The 16,204-nt window shown below is 70.3% G+C and carries 16 protein-coding genes; 10 read left to right on the forward strand and 6 right to left on the reverse strand.

The features are described from left to right. Nucleotides 1-62 precede the first annotated feature (62 nt). The 4 genes from ACH4S8_RS27115 to ACH4S8_RS27130 form a co-directional block, all read right to left on the reverse strand. Nucleotides 63-332, reverse strand: a complete 270-nt coding sequence (locus ACH4S8_RS27115) for a hypothetical protein (protein ID WP_398398419.1) — start codon at nucleotides 330-332, stop codon at nucleotides 63-65. A gap of 485 nt (nucleotides 333-817) precedes the next feature. Next, on the reverse strand, nucleotides 818-1,510 hold the full coding sequence (locus ACH4S8_RS27120) for a response regulator (protein WP_398398422.1): 693 nt from the start codon (nucleotides 1,508-1,510) through the stop codon (nucleotides 818-820). 4 nt (nucleotides 1,511-1,514) lie between these two features. After that, nucleotides 1,515-2,744 (reverse strand): histidine kinase, encoded by a 1,230-nt coding sequence (locus tag ACH4S8_RS27125; RefSeq protein WP_398398424.1) that lies wholly within the window; start codon nucleotides 2,742-2,744, stop codon nucleotides 1,515-1,517. Nucleotides 2,745-2,772: 28 nt separating this feature from the next. Beyond that, nucleotides 2,773-3,651, reverse strand: a complete 879-nt coding sequence (locus ACH4S8_RS27130; protein ID WP_398398426.1) for a lysostaphin resistance A-like protein — start codon at nucleotides 3,649-3,651, stop codon at nucleotides 2,773-2,775. 569 nt (nucleotides 3,652-4,220) lie between these two features. Between ACH4S8_RS27130 and ACH4S8_RS27135 the strand changes: the two genes are divergently transcribed. After that, the gene (locus ACH4S8_RS27135; protein ID WP_398398428.1) at nucleotides 4,221-5,615 is read left to right on the forward strand and encodes a hypothetical protein; all 1,395 of its coding nucleotides are present in this window, start codon (nucleotides 4,221-4,223) and stop codon (nucleotides 5,613-5,615) included. A gap of 72 nt (nucleotides 5,616-5,687) precedes the next feature. Here the strand turns inward: ACH4S8_RS27135 and ACH4S8_RS27140 are convergent, their stop codons facing one another. Next, on the reverse strand, nucleotides 5,688-7,244 hold the full coding sequence (locus tag ACH4S8_RS27140) for an alpha/beta hydrolase (protein WP_398398430.1): 1,557 nt from the start codon (nucleotides 7,242-7,244) through the stop codon (nucleotides 5,688-5,690). 590 nt (nucleotides 7,245-7,834) lie between these two features. Continuing rightward, on the reverse strand, nucleotides 7,835-8,263 hold the full coding sequence (locus ACH4S8_RS27145; protein WP_398398432.1) for an organic hydroperoxide resistance protein: 429 nt from the start codon (nucleotides 8,261-8,263) through the stop codon (nucleotides 7,835-7,837). Nucleotides 8,264-8,362: 99 nt separating this feature from the next. Here ACH4S8_RS27145 and ACH4S8_RS27150 point away from each other — a divergent pair, with 99 nt between their 5' ends. From ACH4S8_RS27150 to ACH4S8_RS27190, 9 genes are all read left to right on the forward strand, one after another. After that, nucleotides 8,363-9,310 carry an LLM class flavin-dependent oxidoreductase gene (locus ACH4S8_RS27150; protein ID WP_398398434.1) on the forward strand — a complete coding sequence of 316 codons (948 nt, stop codon included), beginning with the start codon at nucleotides 8,363-8,365 and terminating at the stop codon, nucleotides 9,308-9,310. Beyond that, nucleotides 9,307-10,005, forward strand: a complete 699-nt coding sequence (locus tag ACH4S8_RS27155; RefSeq protein WP_398398436.1) for a lipase family alpha/beta hydrolase — start codon at nucleotides 9,307-9,309, stop codon at nucleotides 10,003-10,005. Before ACH4S8_RS27150 ends, ACH4S8_RS27155 begins: the two co-directional genes overlap by 4 nt. A 9-nt stretch (nucleotides 10,006-10,014) precedes the next feature. Continuing rightward, nucleotides 10,015-10,701, forward strand: a complete 687-nt coding sequence (locus tag ACH4S8_RS27160; RefSeq protein WP_398398438.1) for a winged helix-turn-helix transcriptional regulator — start codon at nucleotides 10,015-10,017, stop codon at nucleotides 10,699-10,701. Between the two features lie 619 nt (nucleotides 10,702-11,320). After that, on the forward strand, nucleotides 11,321-11,944 hold the full coding sequence (locus tag ACH4S8_RS27165) for an RNA polymerase sigma factor (RefSeq protein WP_398398440.1): 624 nt from the start codon (nucleotides 11,321-11,323) through the stop codon (nucleotides 11,942-11,944). Further along, nucleotides 11,937-12,950, forward strand: coding sequence for a CU044_5270 family protein (locus tag ACH4S8_RS27170; RefSeq protein WP_398398442.1), 1,014 nt, complete (start codon nucleotides 11,937-11,939; stop codon nucleotides 12,948-12,950). The genes ACH4S8_RS27165 and ACH4S8_RS27170 overlap by 8 nt, the downstream gene beginning before the upstream one ends. A 218-nt stretch (nucleotides 12,951-13,168) precedes the next feature. Continuing rightward, a complete protein-coding gene (locus tag ACH4S8_RS27175; protein WP_398398444.1) occupies nucleotides 13,169-13,621 on the forward strand; it encodes a hypothetical protein in 453 nt (150 codons plus the stop codon). 67 nt (nucleotides 13,622-13,688) lie between these two features. Then, nucleotides 13,689-13,994 (forward strand): DUF1905 domain-containing protein, encoded by a 306-nt coding sequence (locus ACH4S8_RS27180; RefSeq protein ID WP_398398446.1) that lies wholly within the window; start codon nucleotides 13,689-13,691, stop codon nucleotides 13,992-13,994. A gap of 260 nt (nucleotides 13,995-14,254) precedes the next feature. Then, nucleotides 14,255-15,064, forward strand: coding sequence for an alpha/beta hydrolase (locus ACH4S8_RS27185; protein WP_398398448.1), 810 nt, complete (start codon nucleotides 14,255-14,257; stop codon nucleotides 15,062-15,064). 222 nt (nucleotides 15,065-15,286) lie between these two features. After that, nucleotides 15,287-16,180: a 2-dehydropantoate 2-reductase gene (locus ACH4S8_RS27190; protein ID WP_398398450.1), complete on the forward strand. Its 894-nt coding sequence runs from the start codon at nucleotides 15,287-15,289 to the stop codon at nucleotides 16,178-16,180. The last annotated feature ends 24 nt before the right edge of the window (nucleotides 16,181-16,204 follow it).

A 16,204-nucleotide genomic window follows, 5' to 3' on the forward strand; every position in this document is an offset into this window, starting at 1 on the left:
CCGGGCTCTAGGCCCGGGGCCGGGGCCGTCTATCGGCCGGTGACTCCGCGTCGGCCGGGACTTCAGAGGGCGCTGTTGTCGCAGCCCATGGTGGAGCCGATGGTGGTGATCTGGGCGCCAGGGTTGCCCTCGCCGCCCAGCAGGTTGCCGCCCAGGCCGTTGAGCGCGCCGACCTGGCCGAGGACGTCCAGGTTCAGGTCGTGCGACTTGCAGCTGGAGTGCTGCTTGATGTCGAACTTGTCGCCGTGGCCGCCGGCGTGGGCCGTGCCGCCCACGAGTCCGATGCTGCCGATCGCGGCGATCAGGACGGCAACGTTGCGAAGCTTGCGCATGTCATCTCCGATGGAGTGAGTGAGTGCGATCCGAGAAAGATCGACTTTTACAATCCCGGGAGATTAGTTCGGAATATGCCGAAACGAGCATTGACGCGCCGGGTTTCATGATCGCGCACCAGAAGCACCCGAAAGCCTTAGCGCATGCGAACGGGCCCGTCCGTGGCCACCGGGCCGGCAGGCGGTGGCGGCCGGTGCTCATGATCCGCCCGGCAGCAGAGAACAGGCGCAGGCCGCAGGGGCCGACGACGCGGGGCCCGCGCCTGCGCGAACCAGACCCATCCGCCCCTGATGGCTCTGGGGCTGACCCCGCGTCCTCGGACGGGGGTGCGCCGCCGACGTGCTTCAGAGGCTGCGTCCTGCGTGTCCACGGGGTCAGAGCGCGCCTCCGCTGCTGATCTGCAATCCTGGAATCCGTCCGGCCGGGCGTCGTCGGAGGGCGTCTGCGGCATGTCCCGGGCCGGGCGCAGCAGGGGCGGCCCCGGTCAGTCGGCCGCCGGGATCAGCCCGACCCGGTAGGCGAGGACGACCGCCTGGACCCGGTCGCGCAGGCCGAGTTTGGCCAGGATCCGCGAAACGTAGGTCTTGACCGTCTCGGGGGTGATGAACAGCGCCGCGGCGATCTCCGCGTTCGACAGCCCCTCGGCGATCTGCCGGAGCACGTCCAGCTCACGGGGGGTCAGCGCGCGTACGAGGTCTTCCCTGGCCGGCCGGGAGGTGTCGGCCGGCCGCAGGTGTTCGGCGAAGTGGCCTATGAGGTGGCGGGTGACGGCGGGCGCCAGCAGGGCCTCGCCCCGGGCGACCGTACGGATCCCGTTCACCAGCTCCGCAGGAGGCGCGTCCTTGAGGAGGAAGCCGCTGGCTCCGGCCCGCAGCGCGTCGTAGACGTAGGCATCGACGTTGAACGTGGTGACGACCAGCACCTTCGGCGGGACATCGGCATCGGGACCGGCCAGTTGCCGGGTCGCCTGGATGCCGTCGAGCAGGGGCATCCGGATGTCCATCACCACCACGTCGGGCCTCAGCCGCCGTGCGGCCTCCACCGCCGCGTGCCCGTTCTCGGCCTCCCCGACGACCTCGATGTCGGGCTGCGCGGAGAAGATGGTGACGTAGCCGGTCCGCACCAACGCCTGGTCGTCGCAGACGAGTACACGGATGGGGTGCGGCGCATCGCTCACGGGGTCACTCCTGAACGGGCTTGGACGGAATCGTCGCGCGGACCTCGAACCCGCCCTCGGGCCGGGGTCCTGCCTCCAGTTCACCATCGAGCATCCGCACCCGTGCACGCAGTCCGGCCAGACCTCGTCCGCCCGCCGGGCCGGGCTGCCGCGCGACCGGTACGGTCGCCGGGGAGGCGGCGGGCGCGTCGGTCGCCACCTCGATCTCGACGTGCTCCTCGCGGTGCCGGACCAGGACGTGTGTCAGCTGCCCGGACGCGTGCTTCATCGCGTTGGTGAGCGCCTCCTGCACCACGCGGTACGCGGCCAGTTCCACGTCCACGGACCGCTCCCGCCGCTCGCCCTGCTCGCTGAACTCGACCGACTGACCCGACCTGCGGGCCTGTTCGACCAGGTCCACCACCCGTCCCAGGGTCGGGGTCCGGTCCGCACGCGCCGGGTCGGCGACCGTGGACTCACCGGTCGCCTCCAACACACCGAGCAGGTACCGCAGTTCCGTCAGAGCCCGACGGCCGGTGTCGCTGACGGCCGCCAGTCCCTCGCCGGCCCGTTCCGGCGCGGACGTGAGCAGGAACTGCGCCGCGTCGGACTGGACCACCATGGCCGTCACGTGGTGGGTGACCACGTCGTGCAGTTCGCGGGCGATCCGTGCCCGCTCGGCGGCCGTGGCCACCTCTGCGGCCAGCCGCCGCCGTTCCACCTCTTCCCCTCGCCGCATGCGCACGGCACTCCCCACCAGCCAGATCGCGGCCAGAGTCAGATAGAACGCGAGATAGTCCGGGATCTCCTGCGGTGAGCCGAGGTGGTGCAGGACGACGGCCAGTACGGCGTAGGCCGCGCTCGCCGCGACGGTCACGGCGCGGCGGAGGCCGGCCTGATGGGCCCCGGCGGAGTACAGGGCGAGATACAGCCCCATGCTCCCGAACGTCGTCGCGAAACCCAGCGCCTGGTGCACGGCGAACGCGCCCGCGACGACGGCCAGACAGGCCGCGGGCCACCGGCGGCGGACCGCGGCCGGCAGGGTCTGGGCCAGGATCAGCCCGATGCCCAGCGCGTTCGCCGGCCGCTCGGGCAGATCGCCGATCTGCCCTCCGATGTTCGACAGGGTCGGCACGAAGGCCAGCAGGGTGAGCAGCAGAGCGAGGACGCCGTCCTTGACCGAGGCGTCCCGCTCCCTCCACCAGTCACGTGGCGCCCGGAGCAGCGGGGAACTCCGGAGCGCCTGACGGGACATCACTTCCGTTTCCTCCAGTCGGCCTGTCTCAGTGCCGGGCCCGCCGCCGGGGCAGCAGTCGGCCGTTCCGGTGGGCGAGGACGGCCATCGGGACGGTGATCAGTACGCCGAGGACGATGGGCACGATCGACGTCTCCAGGCCGAAGCCGTCGCCGGTCAACAGGGTGGAACCATGGACGTCGACGGTGTACAGCCCCTCGGGGGTGTGTCCGGAGACCGGGACGCCGAGCAGCTGCTCGACAGTGTTCCAGACGAAGTGCAGACCCACGACGAACCAGATGCTACGCCGCCACAGGAACGCGGCACCGAGCATGACGCCCGCCTCGAGGGCGATCGCCACCACGCTCCGCCCACTGGCTCCCGGAGCCCCCAGGTGGGCGACGCCGAAGAACAGTCCGGTGATCGCGATGGCGGCCCGGCTGCCCCACAACTGTTCCAGAGCCTGCAGGGCGAATCCGCGGAACATCAGCTCCTCGGTGACCGCGGCGCCGATCTGCACCATGGCCGCGGACCACACGACCGACACGAAGCCGTTGCCCGCCCAGGAGAACGAGTAGCCCCCGAAAGCCGTGATCAGGAGTGCGGACACGAGGATGAAGCCCAGACCGATCCCGCCGCCGAGCAACATCTCCCGGCCGGCCCCACGCCGGGCGATCTCCGGCGTGGGACGTCGTGCGACGAAGCGCATGACCGCCCAGTACACGGCCACCGCGGCAGCCGCTCCCAGCGCCGGCACCGGACCGGGGCCCGTCGCGGTCAGGCTCGAGACGAGACCGACACCGACCATGCCCGTCAGCATCCAGCCGAGTGGAGACCGAACGATCCGGCCGAAACGGCCGCCCCGGCCGTCGCCCTCTTCGTCCGGACCGGAGCCTGTGCCGTGCGGTGCGGTGGACGTCGTGCCCATCGTGGCCTCCCCTGTGGTGGTGGTCGCACCGGTGGCGACCTGACGACCACGCTAGGGACGCGCCGACGTCCGCGAGTCACCCCCACATGGACAACTCCTGTAGCTCGCAAGGGGGATGCGCCACCCCCGTTCGCCCGTCCAGGGCGGGTATCGGGTCGTGGTCGATCCGGCGGACCGTTCCACGCCATGGAGCGGATCCGGCAGCGCATCCCGCATGACGCGGGTGCAACCGGCGGACGATGAACGGGATGTCATCGGGCTGCACCTGCCGATCGACAAGTACCGGTGGATCATTGTCCGCGGTCTCCGCGACAGGGCTTCGCAGTCTCGCGCCGGACGACGGTGCTGCATGGGCCATGCCAACCCCCGCTCACAGGACTCTCTTTGGGGGTCTCGCGCCGGGACCGGCGGTGATGCCCCGGAACAGCCTTCGGCGAGTTGCCCGTCAGCCCCGGCGCGCTTTCTACGGGTGCGCGGCGAAGCGTGATCACCGATGTTGACCTTGTATACGTGACATGTGCACACTCTGCGGGCCCGCGACGGTCGCCGGCGCGCAAGGAGGCCCCGCCATGCATGGAGATCACGGTCACCGTGAGACCCTCGCCGCGATCGCGCGAAATCCCGCAGCGCCGGCCGACGTCCTGACCAGGCTGCTGTGCGAGGAAGCCGCCGCGGCCTGGAACGCGGTCGCCTGGCGCGCTCTGCCGGACGAGGTGGTCGACGCCATCGTTGCGCATCCCGACCACAGGCTGCGGAGTGCGCTGACGGAGAACGTCTCGGTGCCGGCGGAACAACGTGCCAGGCTCGTGGACGATCCCGATCCACGCGTCCGCCTCGGGCTGGCCCTCGGACCCGGCTGGTTCCGCGTCCCCACGCCACCCCTGCCCCTGTCCACCCAGCGGCGGCTGCTCGCCGACCCGGAACCAAAAGTCCGCCGGGGCGCGGCCTTCTGCCACGACACGGCCCCGAGCCTGGTCGCCGGGCTTGCCGACCACCAGGACGCGGACCTCCGGCAGGCAGCCTGCCGCCAGTGGACCTCGCTGTCCGAGGACACCCGAAGCCGTCTGCTCCACGACGCCGCCGACGAAGTCCGCCGAGCGGCCATGCTGGAGGCTTGCCACGATGACGCGGCCTGCACGGACCTTCTTCTCGACGCAGGAATCAGCGGCCTCGAGCGGTGGCAGGTGATCCGGTGCGGAGCCATGAGCACGTCGACCGCCGAACAGCTCGCAGCAAGCGCCGAAGAGCAGGACCGCCGGGAGTTGGCGGCCAACCTCGACGTTCCCATCGGCATCGTCCGGCCGTTGGCGAACGACGACGCGCACGGAGTCCGGCTGGCGGTATCGGTACGCCCCGAGCTGACGGAGGCCGAACGCACCGCCATCGACATCACCATCAGCCCGTCCGACCGGCTCCGTCCCGTCGAATGGGTTCTCCTCTGCGCCGATCCCGACGTCCTGCGCCGATGCGCCAGGTCGGCCAACACCCTGCTACGGCGCAGCGCCGCCTGCAGCCGGCACCTGCCTGCCGACGCCGTCGACCTGCTCGCGAAGGACGACGACTACGCCGTACGACTCCTCCTGTGCGAGAACCAACCGACCGTCGACGGCAAGGTCGTGCTGCAGACGTACCTGGACTGCAAGGTCATCACCAAGAGCGCTCTGCAGGGGCACCCGAACTTCCCGGGCGCCGGCAGCGCGCAACGCTTCGCCGACGACCCGGATCCAGAGCTACGACGGCTGGTGGGGCTGGACCCCGAAGCGCCCGTCGACGCTGTGGTCCGGCTGCTTTCCGACCCCGACGGCCGTGTGCGTGCCATGGCAGCCGCGCACCCCGCACTGCCCGTTGGTCTCATTCTCGAAAGCTGCGGGAATCCGGAGACCTCCTCCAGCGCCCTCGGCAACCCGAGCCTTCCCGCGGAAGTCATGCACGAATACCTGGATGCCGCAGGCATCCCTCGCTAGTCGCACCGGCTCGTCCGCTGCAGCCCTCGTCATCCGGCTCCGGACGTGACCGGCCGGACGACTCCCGGGTGTTCAGAACGGCGGGGTGTCCTGGGCGCATTTCGTTCCGGGGCGCGGGAGGGTGCCGTCGATGAAGTAGCGGCTCTCGTGCGCGTTGACACAGCGGCTGGGGTTCAGCAGGGCGGTGTGCCCGTACCCGGTGTTGGTGAGCAGACGGGCGTTGGCCAGTTCCTCGCTCATGGCCCGCGCGTCGGAGTACGGGGTCGAGGGGTCGTAGACCGTGCCGACCACCAGGATCGGAGCGGTCGGCCTGTTCCAGGGGCCGGTGTAGCGCGTCGCGGCCACGGCCGGCCAGGTGGCGCAGGGTTCGGCGGCCCAGGTCCAGTGGCGTCCGGCGTCACCGGTACGGGCCGCGCTCGCCTGTTCGTAGCGGTGGTAGAGCCAGGGATTGCGCGGGTTGGGGCTGTCCCCGCAGAAAACGGCCGCCCCCTGCTCCTCGCCCAGGTACGGGATCGGGTACGGGGTCGGCGGGGCAGGCGGCGCGGGGACCGCCGAGGGGACCTGGCCGTTCCACAGCTGCTGGAGCCGGACGGCGAGTCCCGTCCAGCCGGGGTGCACGATGTAGAGGGAGCTGATGGTGTCGGACACCGTCCTGGCGTAGGTCCAGGTGCCCACCGGGCGTGCCCTCAGACGGTCCGTCAGTCGGTCGAACTTCTTCCGGGTGGCCGCCGGGCTTCCGGCGGAGAAGGCGCACCGGGCGGTGGGGGCCGATCCGCACAGCGAGAGGAACCGGTCCAGGGTCGCCGCCGCGCTGCGGTCCGAGCCCATGCGCAGGAAGGTCGGGAGACGGGCGTCGTCGGAGCCGTTGTTCGTCCAGGCGTCGGGCGCGATGTTGCTGTCCAGGGTCATGGCGCGGACCTTGGAGGGGTAGAGGTTGGCGTAGGTGGCACCGAGGATCGTGCCGTAGGAGATGCCCATGTAGGTGAGCTTGCGGTCGCCGACCGCGCGGCGGAGCTGGTCGAGGTCGCGGACGGTGTCCACCGTCCCGACATGGCGCAGGAGCTGGGGGTCCCGCTTCTCGCACAGGCGCCCCAGCTCCCGGTAGGAGGCGATCCACTCCTGCCGCTCGGCCCTGCCCACCGGGAAGCCGGCCGGATGGCTCGCGTTCCATCGAGCCGCCTGCTCCGGGGTCTTGAAGCAGTTCACGGCAGTGCTGTTGCCGATCCCCCGGGGGTCCCAGCTGACGATGTCGAACCGCTGCCGCACCTGCTTCGGGAAGAACTCGTAGTTCTGCGGGAACTGGATCGTTCCCGGCCCGCCGGGGCCGCCGGGGTTGAAGAACAGGGTGCCGAGACGCCGACCGGGGCCGGTGGCCTTCCGCTTCACGACCGCCAGCTCGATGGTGCGCCCGCGGGGCTTCGCGTAGTCCAGCGGCACCTTGGCGGTCGCGCAGTCGTAGTCCGTGTTCGGGGCGCAGGGCTTCCAGTTCAGCTTCGGAGCGGGTACCGAGGAGGTCGGTGCTCCCCCGGCCACGGCGAGCTGCTGGCCGGCCAGTGCCGTCGAGAGGGTCACCAGCGCGGCGACGGCCGCGGCGCCTCTCCGGCGGTTCCTCGTTCCCGATCTGGGCATGCCTGGTCCTTTCACAGCCGAGCGCCCGACGCCTCGGTGCGGGCGGTCGGTGCGCTTCCGTGATCACGACACCAAGGCCCCGCCGACCGCGCGAGGCGACCGCAGCCGAATGGCCGAAGCCGACGGTTCGTCAGGGGTGGTGGAAACGTCGGGCGTTGTCAGCGGCACCCTGAAGTGGTGGTACTTCTGGTGGGATCGACCGGCCGTGGACCCGGCCTCGGTCTGTTCAGGACGGCACCACCGAACGCACTCGTCGTCCTTGGGCCGTGTCCGTTCGCCGGGAGGACTGGTGAAGGGGCTGGGCACTGCGGTGGAGCCGGGGCGAACCTCGATGCCGGTCCACCCTGTTCGTAGTCCCCCGATCCCTTTCCGACCTCAGGCCCGGCAGGGGAGAGGGCGGCCGGGGCTGCGCGGAGCCGCACTCCTCCGTCCGGGACGTACGTGCTCACGCGGTGGATTCCCGGACTGCGACGCCGCCGGTCGTGTGCGCTCGGCGGGCGGGCCGGACTCGTCCCGCGCGAGGAACGGTCCGCGCCGCCGGCCGGTGTGGAGGCCCCGCTTCCCCTCGGTCGGGAGAGGCGGGGCCGGCGTCACAGCCGTGTGCCGTTGACCACCAGCGTCACGTCGATGTTGTCGCGCGTGGCGTTGGAGTACGGGCAGACCTGGTGGGCCGTCCTCGCCAGTTCGACCGCCTGCTCCTCGGCGACCGAGGGAAGCGAGATCTGCAGCTCGACGCCGAGCTTGAAGCGGCCGCCGTCGATCGGGATCAGCGAGACCCGCGAGTCGATCTCCGCGTCGTCCGCCTTGAGCTCGCCCCGCTGCCCGACCAGGGCGAGCGTCGTACCGAAACAGGCGGCGTACCCGATCGCGAAGAGCTGCTCGGGGTTGGCGCCCTCGCCGTCCCCACCCAGTTCCTTGGGCATCCGCAGGTCCAGATCCAGCTTTCCGTCGGACGTGCTCCCGCGGCCGTCCCTGCCCCCGGTGACGCGAGCCTGCGCCGTGTAAAGCGCCTTGGACATCCTGAACTCCTTCAGTCGCTACCGTAGTTCGAACCTGTCACTTCAAAAACAAGAAGTCAACGGTTAAGGTCGGGAGCCCTGCGACGACCGGGAGGGAAGATGGCGAAGCCGGAGGTCGGCTACCTGCTGCCGACACGCGACCAGTCCGTTCTGGGTGAGCACGACTCGAGACGGCTCGTCGTCCAGGCACGGCGGGCGGAGGAGCTGGGGCTGGACTCGGTCTGGGCGGGCGACAGTCCCGTGACCAGGCCGCGCGCGGATCCGCTGCTGCTGTTGGCCGCCGTGGCCCAGGCCACCGAACGGGTCACGCTCGGCACGGCGGTGCTCCTGCCGGCGCTGCGTCATCCGATCCTGCTGGCACACCAACTCGCCACCCTCGACCGGCTGTCGGACGGACGGCTGATCGCGGGCATGGGAGGCGGGTTCCCGAACCCGGCGACCCGTGCCCAGTTCACGTCGATCGGCATCGGATTCGCGCGCCGCGCCGGCCGCATGACGGAGTCGATCGACGTCATGCGGAAGCTCTGGTCAGGGGAGGCGGTGTCCTGGCGGGGCGAGCACTTCGCCTTCGAGGACGTGCGGATCGCGCCCCCGCCGTCCCGGCCCTCAGGCCCGCCGATCTGGCTGGCCGGAAGCGGCGTACCGGCACTGCGGCGCGTGGCCCGCCTCGCCGACGGCTGGCTCCCCTATCCGCCCGAGTGGACGACGTACGCGGAGGAATACCAGGTCATCGAGCAGGCGGCCGTGCCCCGCCCGGTCACCCCCGCCCTGTACGCGACGCTCTGTCTGGACGAGGACCCGGAGAAGGCGCGCCGGCGCCTGCGGACGAGCGTCGAGCGCTACTACAACGCGCCGTTCGACGTCATCGCGCGGATCCAGGCCGTGTTCGCCGGTACCGCCCGCCAGGCCGCCGACTGGCTGACCGGCTACGTCACGGCCGGCGCCCGCCACCTCGTGATCCGCCTGGCGACCGATGACCACGACGCGGGCCTGGAGGAGTTCGCCGACCGGGTCCTGCCCCTGCTGCGCGAGGAGCGTCACCGATGACCACGTTCGTTCTCGTCCACGGCGCCTGGCACGGCCCATGGGCCTGGGACCGGATCGTTCCGCTGCTGCGCGCCGCCGGGGCGCGCACGCTCACCCCGGACCTGGGCACCGTCGGAGATCGCGGGCTCCACGACGACGCCAGGACGGTCGTCGCCGCCATCGACACCGTTCAGCGGGAGGGCGAGCTCGTCCTGGTCGGACACAGTTACGCGGGCCTGGTCGTACGGGAGGCGGCCGACGCGCGGCCCGACGCCGTCGGCCACGTCGTCCTCGTGGACGGATGGGCCGGCCCCGACGGCTCCGGCATGTTCACCCTGGCCCCCGACGCCTTCGTCGACGCGATCCGCACGACGGCCGAGACGCTCGGGCACGGACGGCGGATCCCGGCACCGCCTCCGGAGGCGTTCGGCATCGTCGACACCGACGACACGGCCTGGCTCGCCGCGCGCCTGGTCCCCCAGCCGCTGCGCACGTTCACCGAAACCACTCGCCTGACCGGGGCCGTCGACCGGATCCCCGGAACGGCCGTCCACTGCAGACCGGGGACCTACCCGTTCGACCGGTTCGGTGAGGCCGTCGGGTATCGGACACGGGCGCTGGACGGCCCGCACGACGTGATGCTCACCCGGCCCGAGCCGCTCGCCCGGATGCTCACGGAAACCGCTTCGTTCAAGAACGGGAAGCGCCGAGTCTAGAGTGATGAAGTGGAACAGCGAACGTACAACCAGTACTGCGCGACCGCGCGCACCCTCGACCTCGTCGGCGAGCGCTGGACCCTGCTGCTGATCCGCGAGCTGCTGACCGGGCCCAAGCGGTTCGGCGACCTGCAGGCCAGCCTGCGCGGCCTCGGCACCGGACTGCTGGCCGCGCGCCTGAAACATCTGGAACGCGAGGGTCTGGCCCGGAAGATCACGCTTCCCCCGCCCGCCCGGACCGCCGCTTACGCCCTCACCGAAGCCGGTGAGGAACTCGGGCCGGCGATCCTGGAGTTGGCCCGGTGGGGACTGAAGTGGGCGATGGGCGAACCGCGCGCGACCGAGACGTTCCACCCGGGCTGGGCCGTGCTCGGCCTGCGGGCCTGCTTCGACCCCGAGGCCGCCGAGGGACTGCGCGCGGTGTACGAGTTCCGCATCGACGACGAGGTCTTCCACGCCCGGATCGACGACGGGACGATCGAGGCGCTGCACGGACCGGCCCAGCACCCGGACGCGACCGTCACGACCGGCACGGACGCGTTCCTCCGCCTGACCGGCCAGGGCCTCACCTGGGCCGAGGCGATCGAGAGCGGTACCGCGTCGGCGTCGGGCGACAGCGAGGCACTGCGCAGGCTGGGAGGCCTGTTCCGCATGCCTCCCCCGCACACCCGCAGGGCGGACCGGACCTCGCCCTGATCCCCCTCCTGACCCCACCGGATCGACCGGAACGACCGGTGGCCGAAGCCCCTCGACGGAAGCGGGTTGCGAGCACTGCTTGACGATCCAAGTCAAGGCGCGTTCGCAGACCTTCTGTGGCAAGTGTCCGAGAAGGTGGCTCCGGCTCCCGGGCCATGAGTCCTCGCAGTCTTCCACCGGCAGCACGGGAAGCATGGAAATCATTCCGGGACTCGGCGTCAGCACGGACAGGACCGCTGACCCGCGCCCGTGCAAGGGGGCCGGTTCCGCTGCCGATCGCGCAGCGACCCGGCTTCCGAAGTCGGCCGCCGAGCCGATTCGGTACCCGCCGCCGGGCCGGCGCGCAGCCTTCGGCTCGACCGGTCCGACCCGTCGACAACCCGCCCCCGCACGCTCATCGAGCCGACCCGCTGTCGTGGCCGGATACCTGCACCGGCTCGCGACTCCGTCCGGAACGGGGCCCCGGTCGGACGTCGGACACCTGGCGGGCCCGATGGGCGGGAGAGCCCCGGCTCTGCTGTCGCCGGAATGGAACCCGATGTGGCCCACCGGCGAAGGACACGTGAAACTCGCACAAGCCCAAGCCTTCAAGGCGTTCGAACGAACGAAAGGAGCCCCGATGGCCGTTGAGACCCCGGGCGTCCGCACCTGCGAGGAGGAGCGCGAGGACAGCGACGCCCGTGTGATCGCGCGGTCGCGGGACGAGCCCGAACAGTTCGCCGCGCTCTTCGACCGGTACGCCGACGCCGTGCACCGTTACGTGGCCAGGCGGATCGGTCCCGAGACGGCGGAGGATCTGATGGCGGAGACGTTCACGACCGCCTTCCAGCGGCGCCATACCTACGACCTCAGCCGTGCTGACGCCCGCCCATGGCTGTTCGGCATCGCGACCAACCTCATGAGCCGGCACCGCAGGGCCGAAGCACGCCGTTTCAAGGCGCTCGCGAAGGTTCCGGCGCCTGTGCAGCACGAGGAGCCGGTCGCGGACCGCGCGGTCGCCGCGGTCGGCGCCGCAGCAGTGCACCAGGAACTGGCAGCAGCGCTGGCCAAGTTGTCCGCCCGGCACCGGGACGTCGTGCTGCTGGTGGCCTGGGGCGACCTCAACTACCAGGAAGCGGGCCAAGCCCTCGGGGTGCCGATCGGCACCGTCAGATCCCGGCTGAACCGGGCTCGCAGCAGGTTGCGCCAAGCACTGGGCGGTTCCGATCCGACAGCTTTCCGAGAGGCAGACGCCCATGCGTGACATCGAAGAACTGCGAGAACTGAGGGAGTACGACGCGGGGACTCCCCCGCTCGACGACGCCACCCGGGGACGAGTGCGCGCACGACTGCTCTCCACGATGAACGCGGAAAACGGACCCGCCCCGGCGGTACGCCACCGCCGCCCCGTCCTGCGCATCGCCCTGACCGGCGTGGTCGCGGCTGCGGTCGTCGGCGGTGTTCTGGTCACCAGGCAGGGCGACGACAGCGGCGACGGGAAGACAGCGGCACCGCCGGCGGCCAGCTCCCCGGTCATGCAGAACCTGAGCGTGCAGACCGTGCTCAACGGTGCGGCCACCTACGCTCGCCGGCACGAGCAGGCGGCCAGCCCGAGAGATGACCAGTTCATCTACACCAAGGAGATCATCAGGGAGACCAACGAGAAGACCGGCGCCACCAAGACCTACACCGACGAGGACTGGAGGTCGGTGGACAACTCGAAGCCTTCCTGGGTCATGGAGATCGGGAAGGGCTGGTGGTCTGAGCCGTCGAAAAAGAACGAGACCGTGTGGCCGCCACAGGACTGGGGGACGCTGAAGAAGCTTCCGACCGACCCCAAGAAGCTGATCCTTAAGCTCGCGCACGGGAAGCCCAGCGACAAGGACGACTCGCTCAGCGGGATCACCGACCAGACGTGGTCGATGGTCCACTTCCAGCTCGCCGGACTGCTCAAGCTGGTCCCGGTGATGCCCGAGGGGCTGCGCCCGGCGGCATACGAGGCGCTCGGCATGATCCCCGGGGTGAAGGCGGTACCGAACCAGAAGGACGCGAAGGGCCGTACCGGCGTGGCCATCACCTATGACGACCCGACGCTTCCGGACGGGGCGGCGTCCTTCGGCGGCTACTTCATCTTCGACCCGAAGACCTACGCGTTCCTCGGCTTCCGTGACGCGCGCGCCTTGGTCAGGAACAAGCACAGGATCGAACTCACCCAGCTCTCCTACCTCGACAGCTGGGCCATCGTCGACAAGGCCAAGCAGCGCCCGTAGCCGGAAGGCGGTCACGGGGCAGTTGCGGTGGCCGGGAAGTCGCGGCGGTACCTCTGAGGGCGGCCAGGACCGGAAGGTCCGCGGCCGCCCTCAGAAGTCCGCCGCGACGACGAAGTCGACACCTTCATGCACCAAGCGGGCAAACCTTCTCGGCCGGTGGCTCCGTCCATGAAACCCGGTTCTCGTGAGCAGGACCAGCCCCTGGCAGGATGGCCGACATGGAGATCATTCCGGGGATCGGCGTCGACACGGTCAGGATCGGTGACCGGCGTTCGCAAGTCGAAGAATCCATTGGGCCACCGCATCACGGACCCGGCGGCGAACGGGCCGTCTACACCACCACACCCATGCTGGTGATCACCTACGCCGCCGACGAGACGGTCGAACTCGTGGAGGCCCACTACAGCGGTGAGGACGGCCCGGCCGAAGTGCACTACCAGGGAGTCCAATTGACTCATCGTTTTCTCGATGACGTCGTCGCGGACCTCCACGGCCTGGGGTACACGAGCACGCCTTCGGACATCGGGCACGACTTCCACGCCGGATTCTCCGTATGGTCCATGCGCTCGCTGTGGGCCCGTGACATCGACCCCGAGGCCGGCGAGGACGACGAACGCGCAGTCTCGGAGGGAGTCTCGGTGGCGCCGTACACCTACTTCGTCGAGGGGTGAGACGACCGGGAGTCCCCGCAGGGTCCTTCGCGCGTCCTGGCCGTCCCCACGTAAGGAGACCGACCGCATGGAGTTCGACTTTTCCGGCCGAGTGATCGAATGGCGCGGACCGTCGCCGTACTACTTCGTCCGTGTGCCGGACGAGGAGTCCGCCGACATCCGCGAGGTGGCCGCAATGGCCACCTACGGCTGGGGCGTGATCCCGGTCGAGGCCCGGATCGGTGAGGTCGTCTTCCAGACGTCTCTCTTCCCCAGGGACGGCGGCTATCTGCTGCCGCTCAAGGTGGCGGTGCGCAAGCCGAGCGGCCTCTCGGCGGGAGACGACGTGACGGTGGGAATGACAGTCCGCCTCCACGAACCCCAGCCCCGCTAGGTCCACGGCACCGGTGACCGAACGGGGTCGTGCTGCTTGCTGATCCACGTCAAGCCGTGTTGACAGCCCCTTGCCCGAAGCCTTGCGCTGCTCGGTTCCGGGGTTCCCATCGGCGCGAGGCGAACGATGAACGACGGCTACCGGTGCCCCGTCGAGCCGTCTTCGTCCTCTCGGCCGGTCTCTGAGCGATCGGCCTGATCGATAGGATCGCGGCCGGGCGCGCGTTGCCGGCGATGTCAGGCAGAACGAGGTGGGTGGCGTTGACCGAGGCTGTTGTCGTGACAGGCGGGCTCGTCTATGAGGCCGGTGGACAGCGGTTGGACGTATACCGACCCAGGACTGCCCCGACGGCTTCGCCCGTCGTGCTGCTCTGGCACGGAAGAGGTCCCGATGAGCGCGATGTTCTTGCGGCACTCGCCAGGGCCGCTGCCGCATCGGGCGTGGTGTGCTTCGTCCCGGACTGGCGGCCGGATGCCCATGACGGTGGGCGAAGCCACCTCAGCGAGTCCGTCTTGTTCGTCCAGCGGTACGGAGCCGACTTCGGCGGGGACTCGGCACGGATCGTGCTCGCCGGCTGGTCTCTGGGCGGCAAGGCCGCGATGGCTGCCGCCCTGAAACCCTCGGCTCTCGAGGGATGGCGGCCTCGGGCCGTCGTCGGCATCGCCGGGGGATATACCGGCCCGGCACCGCTGACGGGCCGCGCCCCGATCGACGAGCTGACCGGGACCGAAGAATCGGTGCCCGCCATCCCTGTCTGGCTGATCCACGGCACTGCTGATCCTGTCGTGGACGTCGAGCAATCACGACGACTCCACGCGGCTCTTCGGCATCGGGGATGGCCGACGTCGCTCCACGAAACCGATACTGACCATGCCGGCGTGATCATGACCGAATACGACCCCGTGCACCACCGCTGCCGACCCAGCGATGCCGACCACGCGGTGCGGGGCGGAAACCGGACAGCGCAACTCCTCGTCCGCGCCGCGAACACCGGAGCATCTGCCCGTCAGCCACGGCGAGCGTCGCCGAAGGGCCGTGCGGCGGGGCTGGGGTCCGTCAGCACTGCTTGACGATCCATGCCAAGTCGCGTTCGCAGACCCTTCCGCGACTCTTCGAACGCGCCCATCAGGTCGAGGATCTCCAAGTAGTCGTCGTATGCCTCGCCTTACTGTCGGGTGATGTCGACACCAGGCAGGTGGGCGACCCGCGAGGGAGCGAACCACCTCGTCCGAGAAGCCCGTTGGACACCAGCACGCACCCCGGCCGTGTACCCGCGGGTAGGCTCGGTGGCCATGACACGTGTTGCGGTGGTGGGCATGGGCGCGGTGGGCGCCGTGGTGGCCGCGGGCCTGGCCTCGACGGAGCGTGTGGAGGTGACCGCCTGTGTGCGCTCGCCGCTGGGTGGACTGCGGATCACGCGGTCCGACGGTGCGGTCGAGAGCACGGTGATTCCAGAGATCCTCGACCCTGCCCAGGTGTCCGCGGTCGAGTGGGTGGTGCTGGCGACCAAGGCCCATCAGACGGCTGGGGCCGCTCCCTGGCTGGAGCGACTGTGCGGTACGGGCACCCGTGTCGTGGTGCTGCAGAACGGTGTCGAGCACGTTGAGCGGGTCGCACCGCTGACGGGCGCGGCTCGGGTCCTTCCGACGGTGGTGGAGATCTCTGCCGAATCACCGGAGCGCGGCCGCATCCGGCTGTTCGACCGCCCGAGGATCGTGGTACCCGAGAGCGACGACGGTGCGAAGTTTGCGGCCCTGTGCGAGGACAGCGGCATCACCGTGACTTCGACCGAGGACTTCGTGACCGCAGCGTGGGCGAAGCTGTGCCTGAACGCGGCCAACGGTGCCGTCACCGCCTTGACGATGCGCCGCATGCCGGTCTTCGCCGATCCCCGCATCGCCCGCCTGGGCCACGCGCTGGTGGAAGAGGCGCGACAGGTCGCCGCCGCGTCGGGTGCGAACCTCCCCGAGGACATGGCCGACCGGCTCATCGCCCGGCTGCGGACCATGCCGGCCGAGTCCGGCAGCAGCATGCTGTGGGACCGTCTGGCAGGCCGGCCCATGGAATGGGACGCGCGCAACGGCGCAGTGGTGCGCATAGGTGCCCGCCTGGGCATCCCCACTCCGTACAACGAGACCGCGGCCGCGTTGCTCGAAGCCATCAGCGAATCCGGGGATGTGACGTAACGTCCGCTCGAAGGTGAGGTTCCA

Origin of the sequence: Streptomyces sp. NPDC021080 (assembly GCF_044333225.1) — a bacterium.
In the GTDB taxonomy this organism is placed as follows: domain Bacteria; phylum Actinomycetota; class Actinomycetes; order Streptomycetales; family Streptomycetaceae; genus Streptomyces.

Bases quoted from the DNA above. Each gene is read 5' to 3' on its own strand.
- ACH4S8_RS27115 (WP_398398419.1), bottom strand. From the start codon at position 332: ATGCGCAAGCTTCGCAACGTTGCCGTCCTGATCGCCGCGATCGGCAGC.
- ACH4S8_RS27175 (WP_398398444.1), top strand. From the start codon at position 13,169: ATGGAGATCATTCCGGGGATCGGCGTCGACACGGTCAGGATCGGTGAC.
- ACH4S8_RS27125 (WP_398398424.1), bottom strand. From the start codon at position 2,744: ATGTCCCGTCAGGCGCTCCGGAGTTCCCCGCTGCTCCGGGCGCCACGT.
- ACH4S8_RS27145 (WP_398398432.1), bottom strand. From the start codon at position 8,263: ATGTCCAAGGCGCTTTACACGGCGCAGGCTCGCGTCACCGGGGGCAGG.
- ACH4S8_RS27140 (WP_398398430.1), bottom strand. From the start codon at position 7,244: ATGCCCAGATCGGGAACGAGGAACCGCCGGAGAGGCGCCGCGGCCGTC.
- ACH4S8_RS27130 (WP_398398426.1), bottom strand. From the start codon at position 3,651: ATGGGCACGACGTCCACCGCACCGCACGGCACAGGCTCCGGTCCGGAC.
- ACH4S8_RS27150 (WP_398398434.1), top strand. From the start codon at position 8,363: ATGGCGAAGCCGGAGGTCGGCTACCTGCTGCCGACACGCGACCAGTCC.
- ACH4S8_RS27180 (WP_398398446.1), top strand. From the start codon at position 13,689: ATGGAGTTCGACTTTTCCGGCCGAGTGATCGAATGGCGCGGACCGTCG.
- ACH4S8_RS27165 (WP_398398440.1), top strand. From the start codon at position 11,321: ATGGCCGTTGAGACCCCGGGCGTCCGCACCTGCGAGGAGGAGCGCGAG.
- ACH4S8_RS27190 (WP_398398450.1), top strand. From the start codon at position 15,287: ATGACACGTGTTGCGGTGGTGGGCATGGGCGCGGTGGGCGCCGTGGTG.
- ACH4S8_RS27155 (WP_398398436.1), top strand. From the start codon at position 9,307: ATGACCACGTTCGTTCTCGTCCACGGCGCCTGGCACGGCCCATGGGCC.
- ACH4S8_RS27135 (WP_398398428.1), top strand. From the start codon at position 4,221: ATGCATGGAGATCACGGTCACCGTGAGACCCTCGCCGCGATCGCGCGA.
- ACH4S8_RS27170 (WP_398398442.1), top strand. From the start codon at position 11,937: ATGCGTGACATCGAAGAACTGCGAGAACTGAGGGAGTACGACGCGGGG.